Source organism: Pedobacter indicus, assembly GCF_003449035.1.
In the GTDB taxonomy this organism is placed as follows: domain Bacteria; phylum Bacteroidota; class Bacteroidia; order Sphingobacteriales; family Sphingobacteriaceae; genus Albibacterium; species Albibacterium indicum.
The window spans coordinates 351,924-369,718 of sequence record NZ_QRGB01000001.1 but is presented as its reverse complement, the minus strand read 5'-3'; the positions used below and the strand labels follow the sequence as shown (position 1 = coordinate 369,718).

The following is a 17,795-nucleotide window of genomic DNA, read 5'->3' as shown; positions in this document are numbered from 1 at the left end:
ACAGTTTTAGCTTTGAGAAACAAGAGTTTTAAAGAAGTTTATTGTTTGTAAGCAAGTGAATTACTTAAAAAGCTATCTTTGCTGGATATGTGGCTAACAGGACTTTCTCTTCTGAATTTCAAGAATTATGATGAACTGTCAGCAGAGTTTTCTCCTACGGTGAATGTTTTTTACGGGCATAATGGTGCAGGGAAAACCAACTTGCTGGACGCCGTGCACTATCTTTCTCTCTGCAAAAGTTATTTTAATCCGGTGGATTCTCAACAGATTAAACAAGGGCAGGATTTTTTTATGATTCAGGGACGATTTGAGAAGAATGAACAGGATGATGTGATTGTCTGTAGCCTGAAAAGAAACCAAAAAAAGAAATTTCAACGTAACAAAAAAGACTATAATCGCTTAGCGGATCATATCGGGCTATATCCGCTGGTTATGATCACACCGAACGACTCTTTTCTTATTACAGAGGGGAGTGAGGAGCGACGGAAGTTTATCGACAATGTAATCTCGCAGACCAATAGCTCTTACCTGGATTTGCTGATCTCTTACAATAAAGTTCTGCAGAATAGGAATAGCTTGTTAAAACAGGGTCGGACTGTTCGGATTGATGAGGAGCTACTGGATGTCTATGATTCGCAATTGGTTGGGTTGGGAGAGCAGATTCATAAAGAGCGGAAAAGCTTTATGGATGTGTTTACTGAGTTATTTGACAGGCATTATTCGTTTTTGACGGAAGATGCCGAACACGCACAGCTGGAATATGATTCGCAGCTAAATACGGATTCTTTTGCCGAGCTTTTACGTCGCTCTGCCGAGAAAGATATGTTTTTGGAGAGAACGACTACGGGCACCCACAAAGATGACCTCTTGTTTACAGTAAACGGGATGGCTTTGAAGAAATTTGGTTCGCAAGGACAACAGAAATCTTTTGTTATCGCATTGAAGCTAGCTCAGTATACTTATCTGACGCGAAAGAAAGGCTTTAAACCGCTGCTTCTTCTTGATGATATCTTCGATAAGATTGATATACTGAGGATACGAAGATTAATGATGATGATATCGGAAGATGAGTTTGGACAGATTTTCATAACACACACGAATAAAGAACGGGTTGAGGAGCTTTTCGAAGGAATATCGGTGGATTTGCGTACTTTTGAAATAGCAAATGGTGTGATTAAGAAGGTTGGCTAAAGTATGAATAAAAGGAATAACGATAGAACGCTAAAGGAGGCTATCGAGCAAATGCTTGAAGTGTACCGCTTGAAGCAAAAGTATGACGAGACCTCTATTGTTGCTGCTTGGCCAGAGCTGATGGGCACTGCCATAGCTAACCGGACTACGCGCCTTTACGTTGCCGACAAAAAGCTGTTCGTAGGGCTTGAGTCATCTGTTATCAAAAATGAGCTGATGATGATGAGAAGTCAGATCCTTAAAAAACTCAACGATCGGGCAGGTAAGGAGATCATCACATCGATTGTATTTCTTTAATTAGAATATCCAGCATACTTTTTGGTGATTCATGGAGTGGGTTGATCTGTATATGGGCCTTTTCGTAGAATGGTAATCGGGCTGTTAGCTTTTCTTCAATATAGTCCAATAACTCGTTATCTCCCATCTGTGCTAATAGTGGTCGGCTGCTCCGTTCCGAAGCTACCAGTCTGTCGAAAATGACTTTGGGAGCTAGATCGAGATACACGGTGAGCCCGTGTTCGTTCATCCAGTTGATGTTATCACTAAAACAAGGTGTGCCGCCACCCGTTGATACGATTGCCCCCTGGTTTGTGGGTATGGTTTTGAGTGTTTTTTCTTCCAACTGACGGAAGCTGTCTTCTCCGTTCAATTTGAAGTAATCGCTAATGGGCATACCTGAAGCCTCTACGATTTGTTGATCCAGGTCGATAAACGGGATTCCTGCCAACCGTGATAATTTTTTGCCTAAAGTTGTTTTTCCAGTGCCCATGAACCCAACAATGAAAATTGGGAGGGTAATCGACGAATTCTCCATTATGATCTAAAAATTATCATTCCTGTAAAATATGATCAGACGCAAGCTTCTCAGCGTTTGGCATTAAATGGAAGTGCCATTTTTTTATAACTACTCCATCCCGCAATAGGATAAGACCAGGATTGGCCCTAACCATTGTTTTTAGTGGAACCGCATCGGCAAAGAGTACGTCGGCATAGAGTGTGAGGTCGGCTGTCTGACTTTCAACATCTGCTGCAGAGCTGGCTGTAAGCAGGACACTGTAAATTCGGTAATCTTCAGCGAGTTTTTGAGCAAGCTCATTCATGCGGGATAGTCCATCTTTATTGGTTTTATTGATGTCGTGGGCAACTATGAGTAAAACTTCACCGGGGTTCTCAATAATTTCCTCTGTACGGTTAATTCCGTCTAAGTCGTTGATTATTAAATCACTGATAGGGGCCTGATAGCCTTTTTTAACAAGCCGTGTTTCGGGCTCGCCGGTGATTTTCCAACTTTCATCTTTCCATATTTCCTGCTTTAGGTATTCTTTATCCGTCATCTTTCTCGTTTCCTCTGTAGCTTGGTTATGAAGCGTATATATTGTTTCATATTCATCGAGCGACTCACCTTCCGGCACCGCCATCAGCGAAGGAAGGTGATTGCCGACCTTGTATGGCAAAAAATCAATGATGGGTAGAAAATTATAGGTGTAGACCCCGATACCAAGGGAAACGACGATGATACAGGCAGTTAGGATAGACTGCGTATATTCATCTTTTATAAGTGAATCGATTTTAGTCCGATGATAAAAGAGAAAAGATATCATTAACAACAAGACACAGTCCTTGGCAAAGGACTGCCAGGGTGTAAGAGGGATAGCATCGCCGAAACACCCGCAAGAAGTAACAACCTCAAAAAAAGCGGAATAAAAGGTTAAGAATGTAAAGAATACAATTAATATAATGAGACCCCAGAGTACCTTGTTTCTCCAGAAACCCAAAAGTAAAAGCCCCCCTAGCACAATTTCCAGGCTGCAAATAAAGATTGCGAAGGCTACACTGTAGTCGTTTAGGAAAGGAAGTCCGAAGACTGTAAAATATTCTTCTAATTTATATCCAAAGCCAAGCGGGTCATTTGCTTTAACAATCCCTGAAAAAATGAACAATGCCGATACGATTATCCGAATGGCCCAGGTAATCCGATATGAAAGTGAATTTTTCACGCTGACAAGTAGTTAAGTCGGGTAATTTAATGAAGTCCGGTCCGAATTAATGCAAAAACCGCATAGTTAAGCATGTCTTGGTAATTTGCAGCAATCCCTTCAGATGCGATTGTTTTTCCTTCATTATCCTCGATTTGTTTTGTTCGAAAGATCTTCATCAGGATCAGGTCGGTAAGTGAACTGATGCGCATGTCTCTCCATGCTTCACCATAGTCGTGGTTCTTTGCCATCATTAGCTCGAAAGTTTCCTTAACCTTGGTGTCATATTTACTTTCTAGGTCACTCAACGAAAGTTCAATCGTTTCATCGTTTTCCAAGTCGATCTGCATGAGCGCGATTACACAATAGTTGACGATGGCAATAAATTCAGAGGTAATATCTTCGTCAACTTTTGCCACGCCTTGTGTTTCAATGGTTCTTATGCGGCGTGCTTTGATAAATAGCTGATCGGTGATCGATGTTAATCTCAATATTCTCCAGGCTGTTCCGTAGTCTTTTGCCTTCTTTAGGAATAATTCTTTGCAATGATTTATGACTGTATAATATTCTTTGGTAGTATCTTTCATTTTTGTTTGGATAGCCCTCCTTATTTCCACAAAATTACCGGAATATATGTAATTTAGCGAACACATAGAAAATTTAATTAGGTGCTTAGCTCAAGTTTCAAAACAATTCGTGCTGGTCAACGCTTGTTGGATTTCAACACTCCTAAAATCATGGGGATTGTGAATGTAACTCCTGACTCATTTTTCGATGGCGGACGCTATGTCGCAATGGAAGACGCGCTAGAACATGCAACCGGGCTGCTGGGTGACGGAGCTGACATCTTAGATATAGGCGCTTATTCGTCACGACCAAATGCGAAACATGTAAGCGAGGACGAGGAAATAGACCGACTGATTCCGTTTATTCAAAAGTTAAAAATGAAGCACCCGGACAGTATCATTTCGGTCGATACCTTTCGTGCAAAGGTGGCTGAAGAGGCTATCCAGGCAGGTGCTCATATTATCAACGATATTTCGGGTGGTAGCCTTGATAAAGAAATGTATGCTACGGTGGGGCGGCTGAAGGTCCCCTATATCCTGATGCATATGAGGGGGAATCCGCAAACGATGCAAAGTTTGACCGATTACGATGATCTTATTTCAGATATTTCTTATTATTTCGCAGATCGTATCTCGAAACTAAGGGCAAGCGGTGTACAGGATATTATTCTAGACCCGGGTCCGGGTTTCGCAAAGACATTGGATCAGAACTACGAACTTATCTGCCGATTCAGTGAGTTTAAAAGTTTTGGCCTTCCTCTGTTGGGTGCGGTATCTAGAAAGTCGATGATTTACAATGCGCTCGGGATATCAGCTCAGGAGGCGTTGAATGGCACAGCGGTGCTAAATACGGTGCTTCTACTTTGTTCGGCAGATTTGCTGAGGGTACATGATGTAAAGGAAGCCAAAGAGGCTATTGAATTAATAAAACGGATAAACAGATATAAAACTAACTAATTTGGTATATGAAGATTATTGAGAACCCTTTTGAAGGTGTGTACCTTATCGAACCTAAAGTGATCAGAGATGAACGTGGCTATTTTTATGAGAGTTTTAATGAAAATACATTTAGAGAATTAACAGGTACATCAGTCCATTTCGTGCAAGACAACCAATCTTTTTCATCTTTTGGAGTAATTCGCGGTCTTCATGCGCAGGCGGGCGTGCATTCGCAGGCAAAGTTGGTTCGCGTTCTTAGCGGGGAGGTGTTGGATGTGATTGTTGACGGTCGGGAGGATAGTAGCAGCTATGGTAAAAGTTATTCGGTTCGACTCAGTGGCAGTAATATGTTGCAGCTATTTATACCTAGGGGCTTTTTCCATGGGTTTGCTGTTTTAAGTGATAGGGCTGAGTTTTTTTACAAATGCGATAATTTTTACCAGAGAGATTCGGAGATTGGTGTATACTACGGGGATCCGGATTTAGAGATTAATTGGGTTATTCCCAATGAAAAGCGTATCCTTACTGAGAAAGATTTATCACTGCCATTATTTAAGACACTATGAAAAAAGTCATCGTATTAGGAGGAAGTGGCCAATTAGGGCAATGTATTCAAGCGGCGGATACCAGCGGCTTAGACATTATATTTTGCAGTTCCCAAAAAGTCAATATTCTTGAGGAGGATCACTTGCATGCTCTATTCGGAAAAGAGCGTCCGGATGTTATCATCAACTGTGCGGCCTATACGGCGGTAGATTTGGCGGAGGATGATCCTTTAAAAGCTGCTGCGATTAATGCGCAAGCTCCGGAGCTGATCGCAAAACTGTGTTTAGAGTACAATGTTGTTCTTATTCATATTTCAACTGATTTTGTTTTTGATGGGGAGTCTCCTGTGCCGCGCGTGGAGACTGATCGGACCGACCCCATTGGGGCTTATGGAAAGACTAAATTAGCTGGGGAAGAAGCCATTATGCATAGTATGGAAAAGTATATTATTCTTCGGACTAGCTGGCTGTATTCTGAATTTGGCAATAATTTCCTTAAAACGATGTTACGGGTAGCTAAAGGCCGCAAAGAGCTTTCGGTTGTTTACGATCAGGTAGGAAGTCCGACTTATGCAATGGATCTGGCAGAAGTTATCGTGAAAATAGCGCTTATAGACGAACCTCGCTACGGTATTTATCATTATAGTAATGAGGGTGTAGCTTCGTGGTATGATTTTGCCCATGCTATTTTTCAGGCAGCTAAGGTGGATGTGAACCTAAAGCCGCTGCTCTCTTCAGAATACCCGACGAAGGCTGAACGACCTAAGTATTCTGTATTGGATAAATCTAAAATAAAAAATGCTTATTCTTTAACTATTCCCCATTGGCGTGATAGTTTGGGTAAATGTCTTAAACGATTATGAGTAAATTAACCTGGCGCGTATTGGAGTCATCTTATTTGGTTCGTGCTCCGTGGGCAGTTTTAAGAAAAGATGTATGCGAAATGCCCAACGGTCATGTGGTTCCCGAATACTATGTACTCGAATATCCAAACTGGGCAAATATTGTCGCCTTAACGAATGATAATCAATTTATTCTCGTAAAGCAGTACCGGCACGGGGCTGGGAAAGATTTTTTGGAGATACCCGGTGGAGTAATCGACGAGGGTGAAACGGCTTTGGAAGCAGCCCAGCGTGAGATGTTGGAAGAAACGGGCTATGAATTCGAATCGTTGGAAGAAATTTGCGAACTTTATCCGAACCCAGCGACAAGTAATAATATAACGACAACCTTTCTTGCACGCGGAGGGGTAAAAAAGAGAGAACAATCCTTAGACTCGCAGGAGGAAATTGAGGTTCTTTTAGCATCTGCTGACGAAGTTAAAGAAATCTTGTTTTCGAATGGCTTTGGACAGTCACTGCATGCATCTGCGCTGTTTTATGCCTTGAAACATTTAGGCTTAATATCATAGAGATCTTTTTTAATTCTTATTTTTGTCCGCATGGCGAGAGAAATCTTAGAGACAAAGCGGAAAGCACTGCGAATTAACCTGAATGGGGAAATTTATGGAACATTTGCAGAGATTGGTGCGGGACAGGAAGTTGCGCGAAACTTTTTTACAGCAGGTGCTGCATCGGGAACGATAGCGAAATCCATGTCCGCTTATGACATGGCTTTTAGCGATTCGATTTACGGGGTTGAAGATTCGAAACGCTATGTTAGCCAATCGCGACTTGAAAAGATGTTAGATCATGAATATCGACTGCTAACCGAGGCTGAAAGGGCCAAAATATGAGGACCGGAGTCTCTTTGCTTTTGCTAATACGGTTACAACACTTAACTTCAGCAAGACGAATGACCCACACGGTTGGATAGGTATTCGTTTTCAGGTAGAACCAGGAGGAGAGCCGAATGAAATTATTTTTCACATTCGCCTGTTGGATAGCGATTCAAGTTTGCAACAATCGGTGTTAGGCATTTTAGGTGTGAACCTTGTTTATGCGTCTTACTATTACCGCAATGATGCACAAATGATGATTGAGTCATTGGTTGATAACCTATCGCCCGGTTCGGTTGAAATCGACCTCGTTAAAGTGAATGGAGCGATATTCAATGATGTAAATGAGCGCCTGCTCAACCTTTACCTCGTAGCCAAGAATTTCTCAAGCGCAGCTATTTTTGACCCGGAAGGACATGTATTGCAAGCCAAAGATTTTTTATATAAAAAGGATATCATGATTTTGCGTACAAAATACAGACAGAAATCGAATCCTAACTTTGATCTCTTTAATTTGGCGGTTGAGGAGTTTAAAAGAAATAGTAAAACAAAAAAGGCCAATCTGGTTGTTATGATTGAGGTATTGATGTCAAATGCTTTGGAAGACCAACTTGATCTTAGCAATGAAGACTTGAAGTATTTTGCAAAGCGGGCTGAGGATCTCTGTGCAACGGGTAATCACATTATTGTTTCGAATTTTTCTCGTAATAACTTCCTCGCTGAATTTCTTTCTCGATTTAAGCCAAGAAGTGTAGGGATTTCAAGTAATATCTCGAATCTTAGAAATATATTCAACGCCAGTCTTTACGGTGATAACTATACAGATGAGCTGTTAGCCTATGTCAGCGGTATGTTCAGTAAAAATGTAAAATTATATGCATATCCTTATCTGGATAGGAAAAATGACGAGATTATCACAACGAACAATATGCCGGTTTCACCTGAGGCAAAGCCTTTGTTTGAGTTCCTTACTCAAAATCAATACATTATTGATGTCGAAAATTACGATATAAAATATGTAAAAACCCTGAAACGCTAATAACTATTGATTGGGGAAAAAAGTTTCGTACTGCGGAGCAATGAAAAATGCAACATAGAGGGCCGCAATGATTAATACGATTAAGGCGATGAGGCCCCATTGACGTGTTTTGTTCCTTTTGTCCTTTTGAGCTAACCAAAAAAGCAATACTACGAAAGGAATGACAAATATGGCGAGGAATATTAAGCTTGGAGTATCCATTGTGTCGTGTTATCTGGTACAAAAGTCTGCAAAAAATTCATAAAAAAGAATTATTCAACCGACCACCGTGTTAAAGGTGCAACATCTTGGTTTGTGAAGTCTTTCTGTAGATATTTATAATAGCCGGCAATGCTGATCATCGCTGCATTATCGGTGCAATATTCGAATTTGGGAATAAAGGTCTTCCATTTATTTTTATCTCCAGTTTCCTGCAGACTCTTACGTAAACCGCTATTGGCAGATACACCGCCAGCGATCGCTATATTTTTGATGTTCAGCGTTTTTGCAGCTGATTCGAGTTTGTTCAGCAGAATGGTGACGATGCGATCTTGCACGGATGCACAGATATCTGCTAGGTTTTCTTCTATAAAGGAGCTGTTTTCAGCGGTATTGCGTTGTATAAAGTAAAGGATAGATGTTTTAAGTCCGCTAAAGCTGAAATTAAAGTCAGGGATCTGGGGTTCAGGGAAGCGAAATTTTCTTGGGTTCCCGTTTTGAGCGTAACGGTCAATCAGGGGACCGCCGGGATAGGGAAGGTTTAGAATTTTCGCTGTTTTATCGAAAGCTTCGCCCGCAGCGTCATCCAGTGTCTGTCCCACAAGTTCCATGTCAAAGTAATCGTTCACTTTAACGATCTGTGTATGTCCCCCCGAGACGGTCAAACAGAGAAACGGAAATTCAGGCTTTGGATCATCAATGAAATGTGCAAGAATATGCGCTTGCATGTGATTGACCTCTATTAGTGGGATGTTTTTAGCCAAGGCAAAAGCTTTGGCAAAAGACGTGCCGACTAAAAGTGATCCTAAAAGACCTGGCCCTCGAGAAAAAGCGACGGCGTCTATATCATTTTTATGTATTTTTGCATCGATAATACATTGCTCGACCGTTGGAATGATATTCTGCTGGTGTACGCGGGACGCAAGTTCAGGCACAACACCGCCGTATTTTCCATGAACAGCTTGGTTTGCGATAATATTTGAGTGTATTCTTCCGTCTATACAAATAGATGCAGATGTTTCATCACATGTAGACTCGATGCCAAGGATGGTTGCCAAATTGTTTATATTTAAATAAAATACAAAAGTATCAAAAAAGTACTAAAAATAGCATTGTGGTTGTTGCTGGGGATCGTAGTACTTCTCGTAACACTTACTCTCTCCCTGCAGTTGCGACCGGTTCAGAATTTTCTGGCTCAGCGCGCGGCAAGCTATCTTTCTGATGAGTTGGGTACGGACATTAATCTCGAGTCTATTTATTACGAACCCTTTAACTCAATAAGGATTCAGAAGCTATTTATTGCTGATCTGGATCAGGATACGTTGCTTTATTTTGATGATTTCAATGCTGATCTGGATCTTCGGTCGCTAATAAGTTCAAAGCTAGTTGTAAACAACCTGCAATTGGACGGAGGTAAAGTCTTTATAAAAAAGCAGCTTGATTCGACTACAAACTTTTCATTCATTCAGAATTATTTTGCTCCCGAAAAACCGACATCTGGAAGTCAAGGCAAAGATTTTGAATTTGTATTACCGGACGCTAGCTTTAACAATATTGATTTTCGATATGTAAATTATTTGCAACAACGCGAAGTTGAGGGAATTAACTACAGTGATATTCATATTCATGGTCTTAGTGGAACTTTAAAGGATATTGATTATATCGAACACTTGTTTCAGACGCGCGTAGAAAACCTAACGTTCAAAGAAAAAAGTGGCCTCGACGTAAAGAATATAACAACTAACTTGACGATTGATCCTAATCAGATGGAATTTGCTGATCTTAATCTTGAACTTAACGATAGTTATATCCGGGATTATATTTTATTTGAGTATGACTCATTGTCTGCTTTTTCCAACTTTATTGAGGAGGTTGAAGTGACTGGTAATCTAAAGAGCTCTAGGATTGTTTCAAAGGACATAGCTTATTTTGCGCCGGGTGTCAGTGTAACGAATTTCAATGTTTTATTCAGTGGAGAGCTTTCAGGTACCGTTGAGAACATTCGCGGACAGCAAGTACAGATTAGAACGGGTAAGCAAACTTGGTTAGAAGGGAATTTAGCTATCCGAGGACTGCCGGATATCAATAATACATTGTTTGACATGGATCTTTCCAGATTGTTAACGAACCGGCAAGACCTTGAAAGACTCGTCGCAGGATTTAGTGGAAAGGATATTTTCGCGTTGCCAGAGGTGCTTGATCGTGTAGGTGATATTCACTATCAAGGTCGTGTTACAGGTTTCTACAATGATTTTATAACGCAGGGGATCTTTAAATTAGGATTGGGTGACGTTATTGCGGATGTTAAATTGTCACTAAAGAATAAAGGTGAATATAGTGGAAAGTTGATAACACCGGGCTTAGATCTGAGGGCACTGCTCAATAACTCAACCCTAGGTTCTATTGCCGGGACTTTTGGTGTATCGGGACAAGGTTTTGCGTTGGAGGATCTCTATGAGGAGATTGATGCTTCGATTGATTATCTTGATTATAACGGCTATCGGTATACGGATATGGTTGTTGATGGAGTGTACACCGATCAGGCTTTCGCAGGGAATATAACCATCAATGATAAAAATCTGAAGGTGAATCTTAACGGAGATGTTGATCTGAAAAGTGAACAGATTGCAGCGGACCTTCATGCTGATATCGAGCAGGCAAATCTTTATCAGTTAGGTTTTACTAAAGATACATTGGAATTAGCTGCGGGACTGGCGGGGAATTTTGCTGGTACGAGCCTTAACACAATAGTTGGGGAGCTGATGTTGACTGATTTATCGCTCGTGACCCCGGATACAACGTTCCGGACAGATTCCATTCGTTTCATCGCAGAAGGAACAGAGAACGACCGTGTGATCGCGATTACATCAAGTATCGTAGACGCACGTATTAATGGGCAAATTGATCTTAATACATTCCCGTCGTATTTTAAGGGTATCGCTAAGCAATATATTCCTTCTTTGGATGTGGATATTATTGAAGGTGGGAATCAGGAGTTTGATTTCGATTTGACTTTGAAAGATTTTACGCCATTTGCACTTCTTTTTGTGCCCGATTTAGAAATACCGGAGGAAGTGATTATGACGGGAAGGTTCTCCTCTGTTGATGGGGTGAGTTCGTTGAACGGATTTGTCCCCACGAGTGTTTATAAGGGTGTAACAATACATAATTTAATTTTTGATCAGACGGCAAATGATCGGTTCCTCAATTTGTTCATTACCTCAGACCGGGTGAATTTTACAGATAGTCTTTTTATTAATAATGTTAATATTGCCAATATCCTGCGGAACGATAGTTTACGATTCAATATCAAGATGTCGGATCTTGATGAAACGAACCAACTTGATTTAAATGGGTTAGTAGAGTTTAATCAGGAATCGTCTTCTCGTCTTAGTCTACTGCCCTCGGATATGATTATTAATAATGAGGATTGGCGCATTCAGGAAAAAGTTAAATTCGATTTTGAGGAAGGGAAGACGTTGATCAACGGTTTGGAGCTGTCGCAAGGCGAACAGGTAGTCACTATCGATGGAGCTATCTCAAAGGATGATGAGGATGTTCTAAAGGTAGGGTTTTCAGACTTTTCCTTACAGACCTTTAATCCGTTGACGGTACCTCTTGGGATTGAGTTAAGTGGGTTGATGAATGGCGAAGTGCAGATTAAAGCTTTATTGGACAGACCTTATGTTCAAAGTGACTTGCAGGCACAGGAGATCGTCTTTAATCAGACCACCATTGGGGATATGACCCTTGATGCTGAACTAGATCCCGAAACCCGCTTGGTAAAGGTAGCGATGGAGATCGAAGATGGTGGAGTGGAGTCCTTGACCGTTAATGGAACGTACAATGCGTCAGATGAGGTAAGTCCGCTGGATTTACAAGCTCATATGGACGAAAACCCGCTGGTGATATTTGGCCCTTTTCTCAGAAACCTTGTATCTGATCTTTCGGGTACCGCAACGGCAGATTTGTCCATCACCGGAACTTCATTGAATCCGGTAATTAATGGTACTGCAAAGCTCAATAATAGTCGGATGATTGTTAATTACCTGAAGACGCCTTATGTGATAAATGATGAGGTAAGTATCAACGACAGTAAAATTATGTTGAATGACCTGGTAATAGTCGATGAAAATGATCAGCGAGCAATTGCCAACGGATCGGTAGATATGTCCAATCCTATTAACCCGGAAATTCATGTTGATATATCAACGAATAATTTTATGGTTTTGAATACCACCGCGAAAGATAACCCGCTGTATTACGGACTTGCGTATGGTACGGGTACATTTAAGTTTAATGGACCAACGGATGATATGGATATTCAGATCGTGGCCAACACAGATCCTGGCACCGTAATTAACATCCCTTTAAACGCTGCTGGTGAGATTACCGATCAAGACTTTATTACGTTTATCAGTGCTGATTCAACTGCGGCACCTAAAACGAATTACTTTGAGGGCTTAACGATGACGATGGATCTTACGGTCGATCCAGAATCTGAAGTCAATATTTTTACTGACCTGGGAAAGCTATCTGGGAGAGGAACAGGACTTTTATCACTTAATATTACGAGTCTGGGTGACTTTGAAATGTTTGGGGACTATGCTATTCAGCAAGGAAAATTCGAATTCACGGCTCAGGATTTTATTAATAAGATCTTCGAAATAGAAAGTGGTGGTTCGATCCGATGGACGGGAAATCCGGCTGAAGCATTGATTAATTTGACAGCGACCTATCAGGTACGAACAAGTGTGAGACCCTTATATACTGCGGCAGGACGAGCAGGAACAGATCAACGTGTTCAAGCTCAAGCCGAAATGATTCTTAATGGGAACTTATTGCAGCCCGATATAACCTTTGGTATTGACTTCCCAACAGACTCTTATGTTGAAGATGAGCTACAAAGCTATTTAAGTGATGTCAATAACGTTAACCAGCAAGCATTGAGTCTGATTGTCCGGCGTAGCTTTGCACCGGGCACGGGCACTGACTTGACCAGAGAGCTGAACACAACAATTTTCAGTGCGGGAACTGAGCTGGCATTTAATCAATTAAACAATATTATATCACAATCTTTGAACTTAAATTTTGTGGATTTTAACATACGCTCATTTAACGAGGCAAGTGCATCCATTCGCTTGTTGAATGATCGATTGATTTTAACAGGCGGCGTAACCGATCGGCGGGGGGAACTTAATGATTTTAATGTGTTCGGAAAAGATATCGCGAGCGATGTCGAAGCTCTCTACCTGATTAGAAAGAGTGGTAACCTGTTGTTCCGTGCTTCCAATAGATTAAATAACCGAAACTTTTTGAATCCGGAGGAAGAGTACGTAAGTGCGTTCGGACTGGTTTACCGGCAGGAGTTTGACACTTTTGGAGAGTTTTTCCGAAAGTTGGTATCATTCAAGAAAACAGAGTCTGTGAAGGATACCTCTTTCATTGAATTTAAGTCCGATGAAAACAAAAGCACCACAAGGCCGGACACAACCAAGGTTCGCACCGAACGTAACTAGTGAACTCTATCTTTAATTATCTCTTCTAACACTCTCTTCAAGTGTCTTGAACCATTCTTCTCCATATTTGCGGATCAGTGGTGTTTTTAAAAAACTATAAACGGGAACGTTTAATTTTTTACCGAAAGAACAGGCGGCATGACATATATGCCACCGATCGTAGTTTAATACATCGAATTCGGGATACTGTGTGATTCGGATCGGATATAAATGGCAGGAAATAGGTTTTTGCCAATCTATTTTACCATCTTCATAGGCTTTTTCGATCGCACATTTGGTAATTCCATTTTCCCAGGTAACGTAGGCACATTCCTTATTTTTATCAACACAGGGTGTCGTTAAATCGCCATCCTCATCAATGACATGGGTGCCCTCGGTTTCTATTGTTTCGATACCTTTTTGAGTCATATAAGGTTTGACCGCAGGATAAATTCTGGCGAGTGTTTCAAGCTCCTCCTGAAGTAGAGGAGCGCCTGAGTCGCCTTCAATGCAGCATGCGCCTTTGCAGGCGTTAAGATTGCAAACAAACTCCTCTTTTATTAGCTCTTCGCTAACCAATACACCGTCAACTTCAATCATTTTTTAATTCTTTTCCAATGGGTACTTAAGTCCTGATGCTCCTACTAGTTCTAAGGTTACCGAACCGACCAGTATCTCTACTTGCGCTTTTACAGGAATTCTGTTTCCATCATCGGTTACCCATAGATACAATTTACTATCCTTTTTAAAAATCCTTCCTGGTTTAATTTCGGGACTGAACTTTAAACAGTTAAAGGTTCCCATATCCGTTTTGATACGTTCCTTGCCTAAATAGGTTATTCCTAGTGTACTGACCTCGTCATTTAAGAAATAGGTCATTTTGAAGGATTGACCTACTTTCATTTTTGATAGATCAAGATTCCGGGCAAAGTAATATGCTGACAGCAGATCAAAGGTTTGGCTAGCTCCCTTAAATGTACCCTCATTGCCCTTTATCTTGCGTTGCTTCTGATAAAATCGAACCTTATCGTTTCTTCTGTATTTTCCTTCCTTAATATCTTCCGAATAGAAGTAGGGAAGGAAAGTCTCTTTGTCTATGTACGAGTTATAGCGATTATGAACACCAAAAACGAGACTGAAAGCACTCGAGGTTTTACCTTCTGCGGAAAGATGGTAAGTAGGCTTTCCGTCAAACTCCAGTGTGCTTTTATTCACCTTTAGTGTACCGTTTGCGGCGGAAATGAAACCATACTTCAATTTATAGTTCAGGGTCTCGCCAGGTTGAAATACCGACGCCTTCAAGTGTGGTAGGTCTTGCGAGAAACCATTGAAATACAAAAATACGGTTAACACCGCTAATATTATTTTCTTCATAGGGAAGATATGGCAAAAAATATGCCTTTAAGCTTTTCGCTTAAAGATTGGCACAGAAGAGCAGGCTTCGCCATACATGATGCTTTTGGCTACTTTGCTTAACTTTCTAGTGAGTGTGATAAAAGCTGATTCGGGAACTTTGACATCTCCACAACCTTTTACCATAATACGCTGGTCAACATACTGTTCCATATCGAGTTTATCCAACGCCTTTTCAAAAAGAAGGGATCGAAGGTTCTCTAATGATCCGAAAGTAACTTCTCTTGCATAAGGCTCCAGTTTATTGGCGAGCAGCATATAAGCCCAAGTTGGGATGATAGCATCAGAAGAACAGGTAATTGCCACATTCTTTCCTTCATATTGTGACCAGTCATTTTGTTTAACAAACTCTCTGAAGTCTTTTTCACGTAAAATGAGGCCATGAAAGAGATGGTCTTTTACATCAAATACAACAAACTCTCCTGCTGGGGCTAACGTTGCTAAATCAAAAATTATTAGACCACTTGCTGCGACTTTATTTACTATTTTATCTTGAATTTCCATACCGTTTAAACAAAAAAATCCGGATAAAGTGGTTATTCTTTATCCGGATACAAAGTTAGGTATTTTTAAATTAATAGAATCTCGCTCTATTATCTGTTATGTCAGCATTTTCTAATAAAACCTGGAACACGCTACCTGGAGCACGTTGTTTTAACATATTGATGCTTTGCCGTTTAATAGCATCAAGATTTTGTGGTTGCTGTGGGTTGACGAAGTCGTGGACAGAAACCGCATATACGCCACGAGATCCTTCGATGCTTTTGGATAGTGTGTTTGGCTGTAGGCCAAATACTGTCCCTACAACTGTACTTTCTTGAGCCACCCCTGGGATAATAGGGTTCGCAAACACAATATTCTCAGCTTTAACAGCAGGTTTACTTAATTTCTGGCCAACTTCCTCGATACTGGAAGCACCAGTCAACGCCCCGTTTAATTGTTCTGTTAACGTCTTTGCCTTGATTTTATTAATAACCTGTGGCTTGATATCATTTTTAACGGTATTGAGAGGTAAATAACCCTCTTCCCGAATCTCGGATAATTGCGCTACAACATACTTGTTAGGTAGCTCATAAACTTTGTCGGTGATATCTCCGGTTTCTGCTTTATAAGCCCAACGGATTAGCTCGCGTGGATTTTCCAGATCTTGGATAAATGTCTGCATCGGTGCAATTTCGGTGCCGTTTAGTACCGTATAACCCGCATCAGTCGCTAACTCGTTAAAGTTTTCTTCATTCACTTTTCCGAAAAATTCAGACGCCTCAGTATAGGCAGCGTTTAAGGTTTCCTTACTGCTTTGGATTGTGCGATCGATAATGGCGGCTTTAATAACGCGTGAGGAACCTGATTGGTTGTCGATTCTGATTACGTGTACGCCATATTGAGTTGGAACAACTAATACTTCGCCTGTCTTGCCATCAAAAACTGCATTCTCAAACTCAGGAATCATAGCTCCTCTACCAAAGGTTCCAAGTTTCCCTCCATCTTCTCTGGAAGCATCAGTACCAAACTGGGAAGCTAAGTCTGCAAAACTAGCTCCATTCTGAAGAAGATTCTTAATTGAATCTGCTTTTACTGTTGCCTGGTCAATACCTCCTTCTAGAGCAGGATTTAATAGGATGTGACTGGCTGTTACGGAATCTGGACCTACTTTGCTTTCGAGCACCTTCGCCATTTCGTATGTTCCACTTGAGAGGAGTGGGCCTACAACTGAACCTACAGATGCATTGAACAAGGCTGAATCTAGAGCTGGTGATAGGTTGCCTTGGGTATAATAAGTAACTGGGTATTTTGTTTCTGAATTAATGGCCGCATAAAGTGAATCATTTTCGGCTGTTTCGAATCCGCGAGCCAATTCTTCCGCTTTTGCTTTTACCGCTGCTGAATCTGCGGCTGTGGGTTGGGCATCAAATACTACATAGCGGATGCTTCTTGTCTCACTGGGGTTGTAAAATTCTTTCTTGTGCGCGTCGTAATATGTCTTATAGTCCGCGTCGGTGATATTTACATCTTTATCAGGAATTGATGAGTAATCAAGCAATACATAGCTGAAGTTAGCAATTTTATTTCGTTGTGAGTGCTCTTCCTTAGCTTCTAGCGAAGTAACATACACACTGTTTTGAATTAATTGATTATACTTTTGTTGTAGTCGATCATCTTTGATTACCTGCAGGAAGTTTTCCCACTGTTGTTTTTGAACACTGTTAGCAGGTTCGTTTCTAATGTTAGTTAAGAAAACGCTTAATTGATTGCGATCAAATTCTCCGGTTTGCGGATTGGTAAATGATTGTACAATTTGTGGAGATGGATTTTGACCTGAAACTAAATCATTCAGCTCACTAGATCCTACGCTCAATCCTATCCGATCCACCTCTTCTGCAAGAAGAGCATTCGAGACATGTTGATTCCAAACATTTTCCACCACGTAGGTGCTCAATTGATCATTAGAGGCTCCACCCATCTGTTGACGCATATTGCTGATTCCAGCTTCTACCTCTTGATTAAAGGTAAGGTATTCTATTTTCTCGCCGTTAATCTTCCCAACTTGGTTTTGATTGGCGTTCATATTCCCCAACAGTTGAGGTATAATCTCTCCCAATAAAAATGCAACAAGCGCGATCCCGATTGCCCATACAACCAATAAACCTGCACGGTTTCGCAAAAAAGTCATTATTCCCATAGAATCTCTTGTACTTAGTTTAGTTTGTCAATT

Annotated in this window: 15 protein-coding genes and 1 pseudogene; 8 read left to right on the top strand and 8 right to left on the bottom strand. The window is 40.9% G+C overall.

Going from position 1 to position 17,795, the window contains the following annotated elements; genetic code table 11:
- Nucleotides 1-87: 87 nt before the first annotated feature.
- Nucleotides 88-1,191, top strand: a complete 1,104-nt coding sequence (recF, locus tag D3P12_RS01810; RefSeq protein ID WP_118193384.1) for a DNA replication/repair protein RecF — start codon at nucleotides 88-90, stop codon at nucleotides 1,189-1,191.
- Between the two features lie 3 nt (nucleotides 1,192-1,194).
- Nucleotides 1,195-1,488 carry a DUF721 domain-containing protein gene (locus D3P12_RS01805; RefSeq protein ID WP_118193383.1) on the top strand — a complete coding sequence of 98 codons (294 nt, stop codon included), beginning with the start codon at nucleotides 1,195-1,197 and terminating at the stop codon, nucleotides 1,486-1,488.
- Here D3P12_RS01805 and D3P12_RS01800 read toward each other — a convergent pair.
- From D3P12_RS01800 to D3P12_RS01790, 3 genes are read right to left on the bottom strand one after another with little or no spacing between them, the layout of a single operon-like run.
- On the bottom strand, nucleotides 1,466-2,005 hold the full coding sequence (locus D3P12_RS01800; protein WP_118193382.1) for a shikimate kinase: 540 nt from the start codon (nucleotides 2,003-2,005) through the stop codon (nucleotides 1,466-1,468). The two genes, D3P12_RS01805 and D3P12_RS01800, sit on opposite strands and share 23 nt — an antisense overlap.
- Before the next feature lie 16 nt (nucleotides 2,006-2,021).
- Nucleotides 2,022-3,188 carry a BT_3928 family protein gene (locus D3P12_RS01795; RefSeq protein WP_118193381.1) on the bottom strand — a complete coding sequence of 389 codons (1,167 nt, stop codon included), beginning with the start codon at nucleotides 3,186-3,188 and terminating at the stop codon, nucleotides 2,022-2,024.
- A gap of 26 nt (nucleotides 3,189-3,214) precedes the next feature.
- Entirely contained in the window at nucleotides 3,215-3,754 is a 540-nt protein-coding gene (locus D3P12_RS01790) for a DUF1599 domain-containing protein (protein ID WP_118193380.1), read from the bottom strand.
- Nucleotides 3,755-3,835: 81 nt separating this feature from the next.
- On the opposite strand from D3P12_RS01790, the gene folP reads away from it, so the two are divergent.
- The 5 genes and pseudogenes from folP to D3P12_RS01765 all read left to right on the top strand — a co-directional run bounded on the left by folP (nucleotide 3,836) and on the right by D3P12_RS01765 (nucleotide 7,973).
- The gene (gene folP / locus D3P12_RS01785; protein WP_245977363.1) at nucleotides 3,836-4,690 is read left to right on the top strand and encodes a dihydropteroate synthase; all 855 of its coding nucleotides are present in this window, start codon (nucleotides 3,836-3,838) and stop codon (nucleotides 4,688-4,690) included.
- A gap of 8 nt (nucleotides 4,691-4,698) precedes the next feature.
- Nucleotides 4,699-5,238, top strand: a complete 540-nt coding sequence (gene rfbC, locus D3P12_RS01780; protein WP_118193378.1) for a dTDP-4-dehydrorhamnose 3,5-epimerase — start codon at nucleotides 4,699-4,701, stop codon at nucleotides 5,236-5,238.
- Entirely contained in the window at nucleotides 5,235-6,080 is an 846-nt protein-coding gene (gene rfbD / locus D3P12_RS01775) for a dTDP-4-dehydrorhamnose reductase (protein WP_118193377.1), read from the top strand. The genes rfbC and rfbD overlap by 4 nt, the downstream gene beginning before the upstream one ends.
- Entirely contained in the window at nucleotides 6,077-6,628 is a 552-nt protein-coding gene (locus D3P12_RS01770) for an NUDIX hydrolase (RefSeq protein ID WP_118193376.1), read from the top strand. Before rfbD ends, D3P12_RS01770 begins: the two co-directional genes overlap by 4 nt.
- Nucleotides 6,629-6,658: 30 nt before the next feature.
- Nucleotides 6,659-7,973 (top strand): annotated as a pseudogene (locus D3P12_RS01765) (nicotinamide mononucleotide adenylyltransferase).
- Between the two features lie 251 nt (nucleotides 7,974-8,224).
- Here D3P12_RS01765 and tsaD read toward each other — a convergent pair.
- Complete coding sequence (tsaD, locus tag D3P12_RS01755) at nucleotides 8,225-9,229, bottom strand: tRNA (adenosine(37)-N6)-threonylcarbamoyltransferase complex transferase subunit TsaD (RefSeq protein WP_118193374.1); 1,005 nt, start codon at nucleotides 9,227-9,229, stop codon at nucleotides 8,225-8,227.
- Between the two features lie 63 nt (nucleotides 9,230-9,292).
- Between tsaD and D3P12_RS01750 the strand changes: the two genes are divergently transcribed.
- Nucleotides 9,293-13,690 carry a translocation/assembly module TamB domain-containing protein gene (locus tag D3P12_RS01750; protein ID WP_157970238.1) on the top strand — a complete coding sequence of 1,466 codons (4,398 nt, stop codon included), beginning with the start codon at nucleotides 9,293-9,295 and terminating at the stop codon, nucleotides 13,688-13,690.
- A gap of 12 nt (nucleotides 13,691-13,702) precedes the next feature.
- Here D3P12_RS01750 and D3P12_RS01745 read toward each other — a convergent pair whose 3' ends face one another.
- The 4 genes from D3P12_RS01745 to D3P12_RS01730 all read right to left on the bottom strand — a co-directional run bounded on the left by D3P12_RS01745 (nucleotide 13,703) and on the right by D3P12_RS01730 (nucleotide 17,753).
- Nucleotides 13,703-14,269 (bottom strand): DUF3109 family protein, encoded by a 567-nt coding sequence (locus D3P12_RS01745; RefSeq protein ID WP_118193372.1) that lies wholly within the window; start codon nucleotides 14,267-14,269, stop codon nucleotides 13,703-13,705.
- A 3-nt stretch (nucleotides 14,270-14,272) separates the two neighbouring features.
- On the bottom strand, nucleotides 14,273-15,043 hold the full coding sequence (locus D3P12_RS01740) for a DUF3108 domain-containing protein (protein ID WP_118193371.1): 771 nt from the start codon (nucleotides 15,041-15,043) through the stop codon (nucleotides 14,273-14,275).
- Nucleotides 15,044-15,070: 27 nt separating this feature from the next.
- A complete protein-coding gene (locus D3P12_RS01735; protein WP_118193370.1) occupies nucleotides 15,071-15,586 on the bottom strand; it encodes a DUF2480 family protein in 516 nt (171 codons plus the stop codon).
- A gap of 70 nt (nucleotides 15,587-15,656) precedes the next feature.
- Nucleotides 15,657-17,753 carry a peptidylprolyl isomerase gene (locus tag D3P12_RS01730; RefSeq protein ID WP_245977362.1) on the bottom strand — a complete coding sequence of 699 codons (2,097 nt, stop codon included), beginning with the start codon at nucleotides 17,751-17,753 and terminating at the stop codon, nucleotides 15,657-15,659.
- Between the last annotated feature and the right edge of the window lie 42 nt (nucleotides 17,754-17,795).

Excerpts from the sequence above, each read along its gene's own strand:
- D3P12_RS01730 (WP_245977362.1), bottom strand. The coding sequence starts at position 17,753 with ATGACTTTTTTGCGAAACCGTGCAGGTTTATTGGTTGTATGGGCAATC.
- D3P12_RS01735 (WP_118193370.1), bottom strand. The coding sequence starts at position 15,586 with ATGGAAATTCAAGATAAAATAGTAAATAAAGTCGCAGCAAGTGGTCTA.
- recF (WP_118193384.1), top strand. The coding sequence starts at position 88 with ATGTGGCTAACAGGACTTTCTCTTCTGAATTTCAAGAATTATGATGAA.
- rfbC (WP_118193378.1), top strand. The coding sequence starts at position 4,699 with ATGAAGATTATTGAGAACCCTTTTGAAGGTGTGTACCTTATCGAACCT.
- D3P12_RS01790 (WP_118193380.1), bottom strand. The coding sequence starts at position 3,754 with ATGAAAGATACTACCAAAGAATATTATACAGTCATAAATCATTGCAAA.
- D3P12_RS01800 (WP_118193382.1), bottom strand. The coding sequence starts at position 2,005 with ATGGAGAATTCGTCGATTACCCTCCCAATTTTCATTGTTGGGTTCATG.
- D3P12_RS01745 (WP_118193372.1), bottom strand. The coding sequence starts at position 14,269 with ATGATTGAAGTTGACGGTGTATTGGTTAGCGAAGAGCTAATAAAAGAG.
- rfbD (WP_118193377.1), top strand. The coding sequence starts at position 5,235 with ATGAAAAAAGTCATCGTATTAGGAGGAAGTGGCCAATTAGGGCAATGT.
- D3P12_RS01805 (WP_118193383.1), top strand. The coding sequence starts at position 1,195 with ATGAATAAAAGGAATAACGATAGAACGCTAAAGGAGGCTATCGAGCAA.
- D3P12_RS01740 (WP_118193371.1), bottom strand. The coding sequence starts at position 15,043 with ATGAAGAAAATAATATTAGCGGTGTTAACCGTATTTTTGTATTTCAAT.
- D3P12_RS01770 (WP_118193376.1), top strand. The coding sequence starts at position 6,077 with ATGAGTAAATTAACCTGGCGCGTATTGGAGTCATCTTATTTGGTTCGT.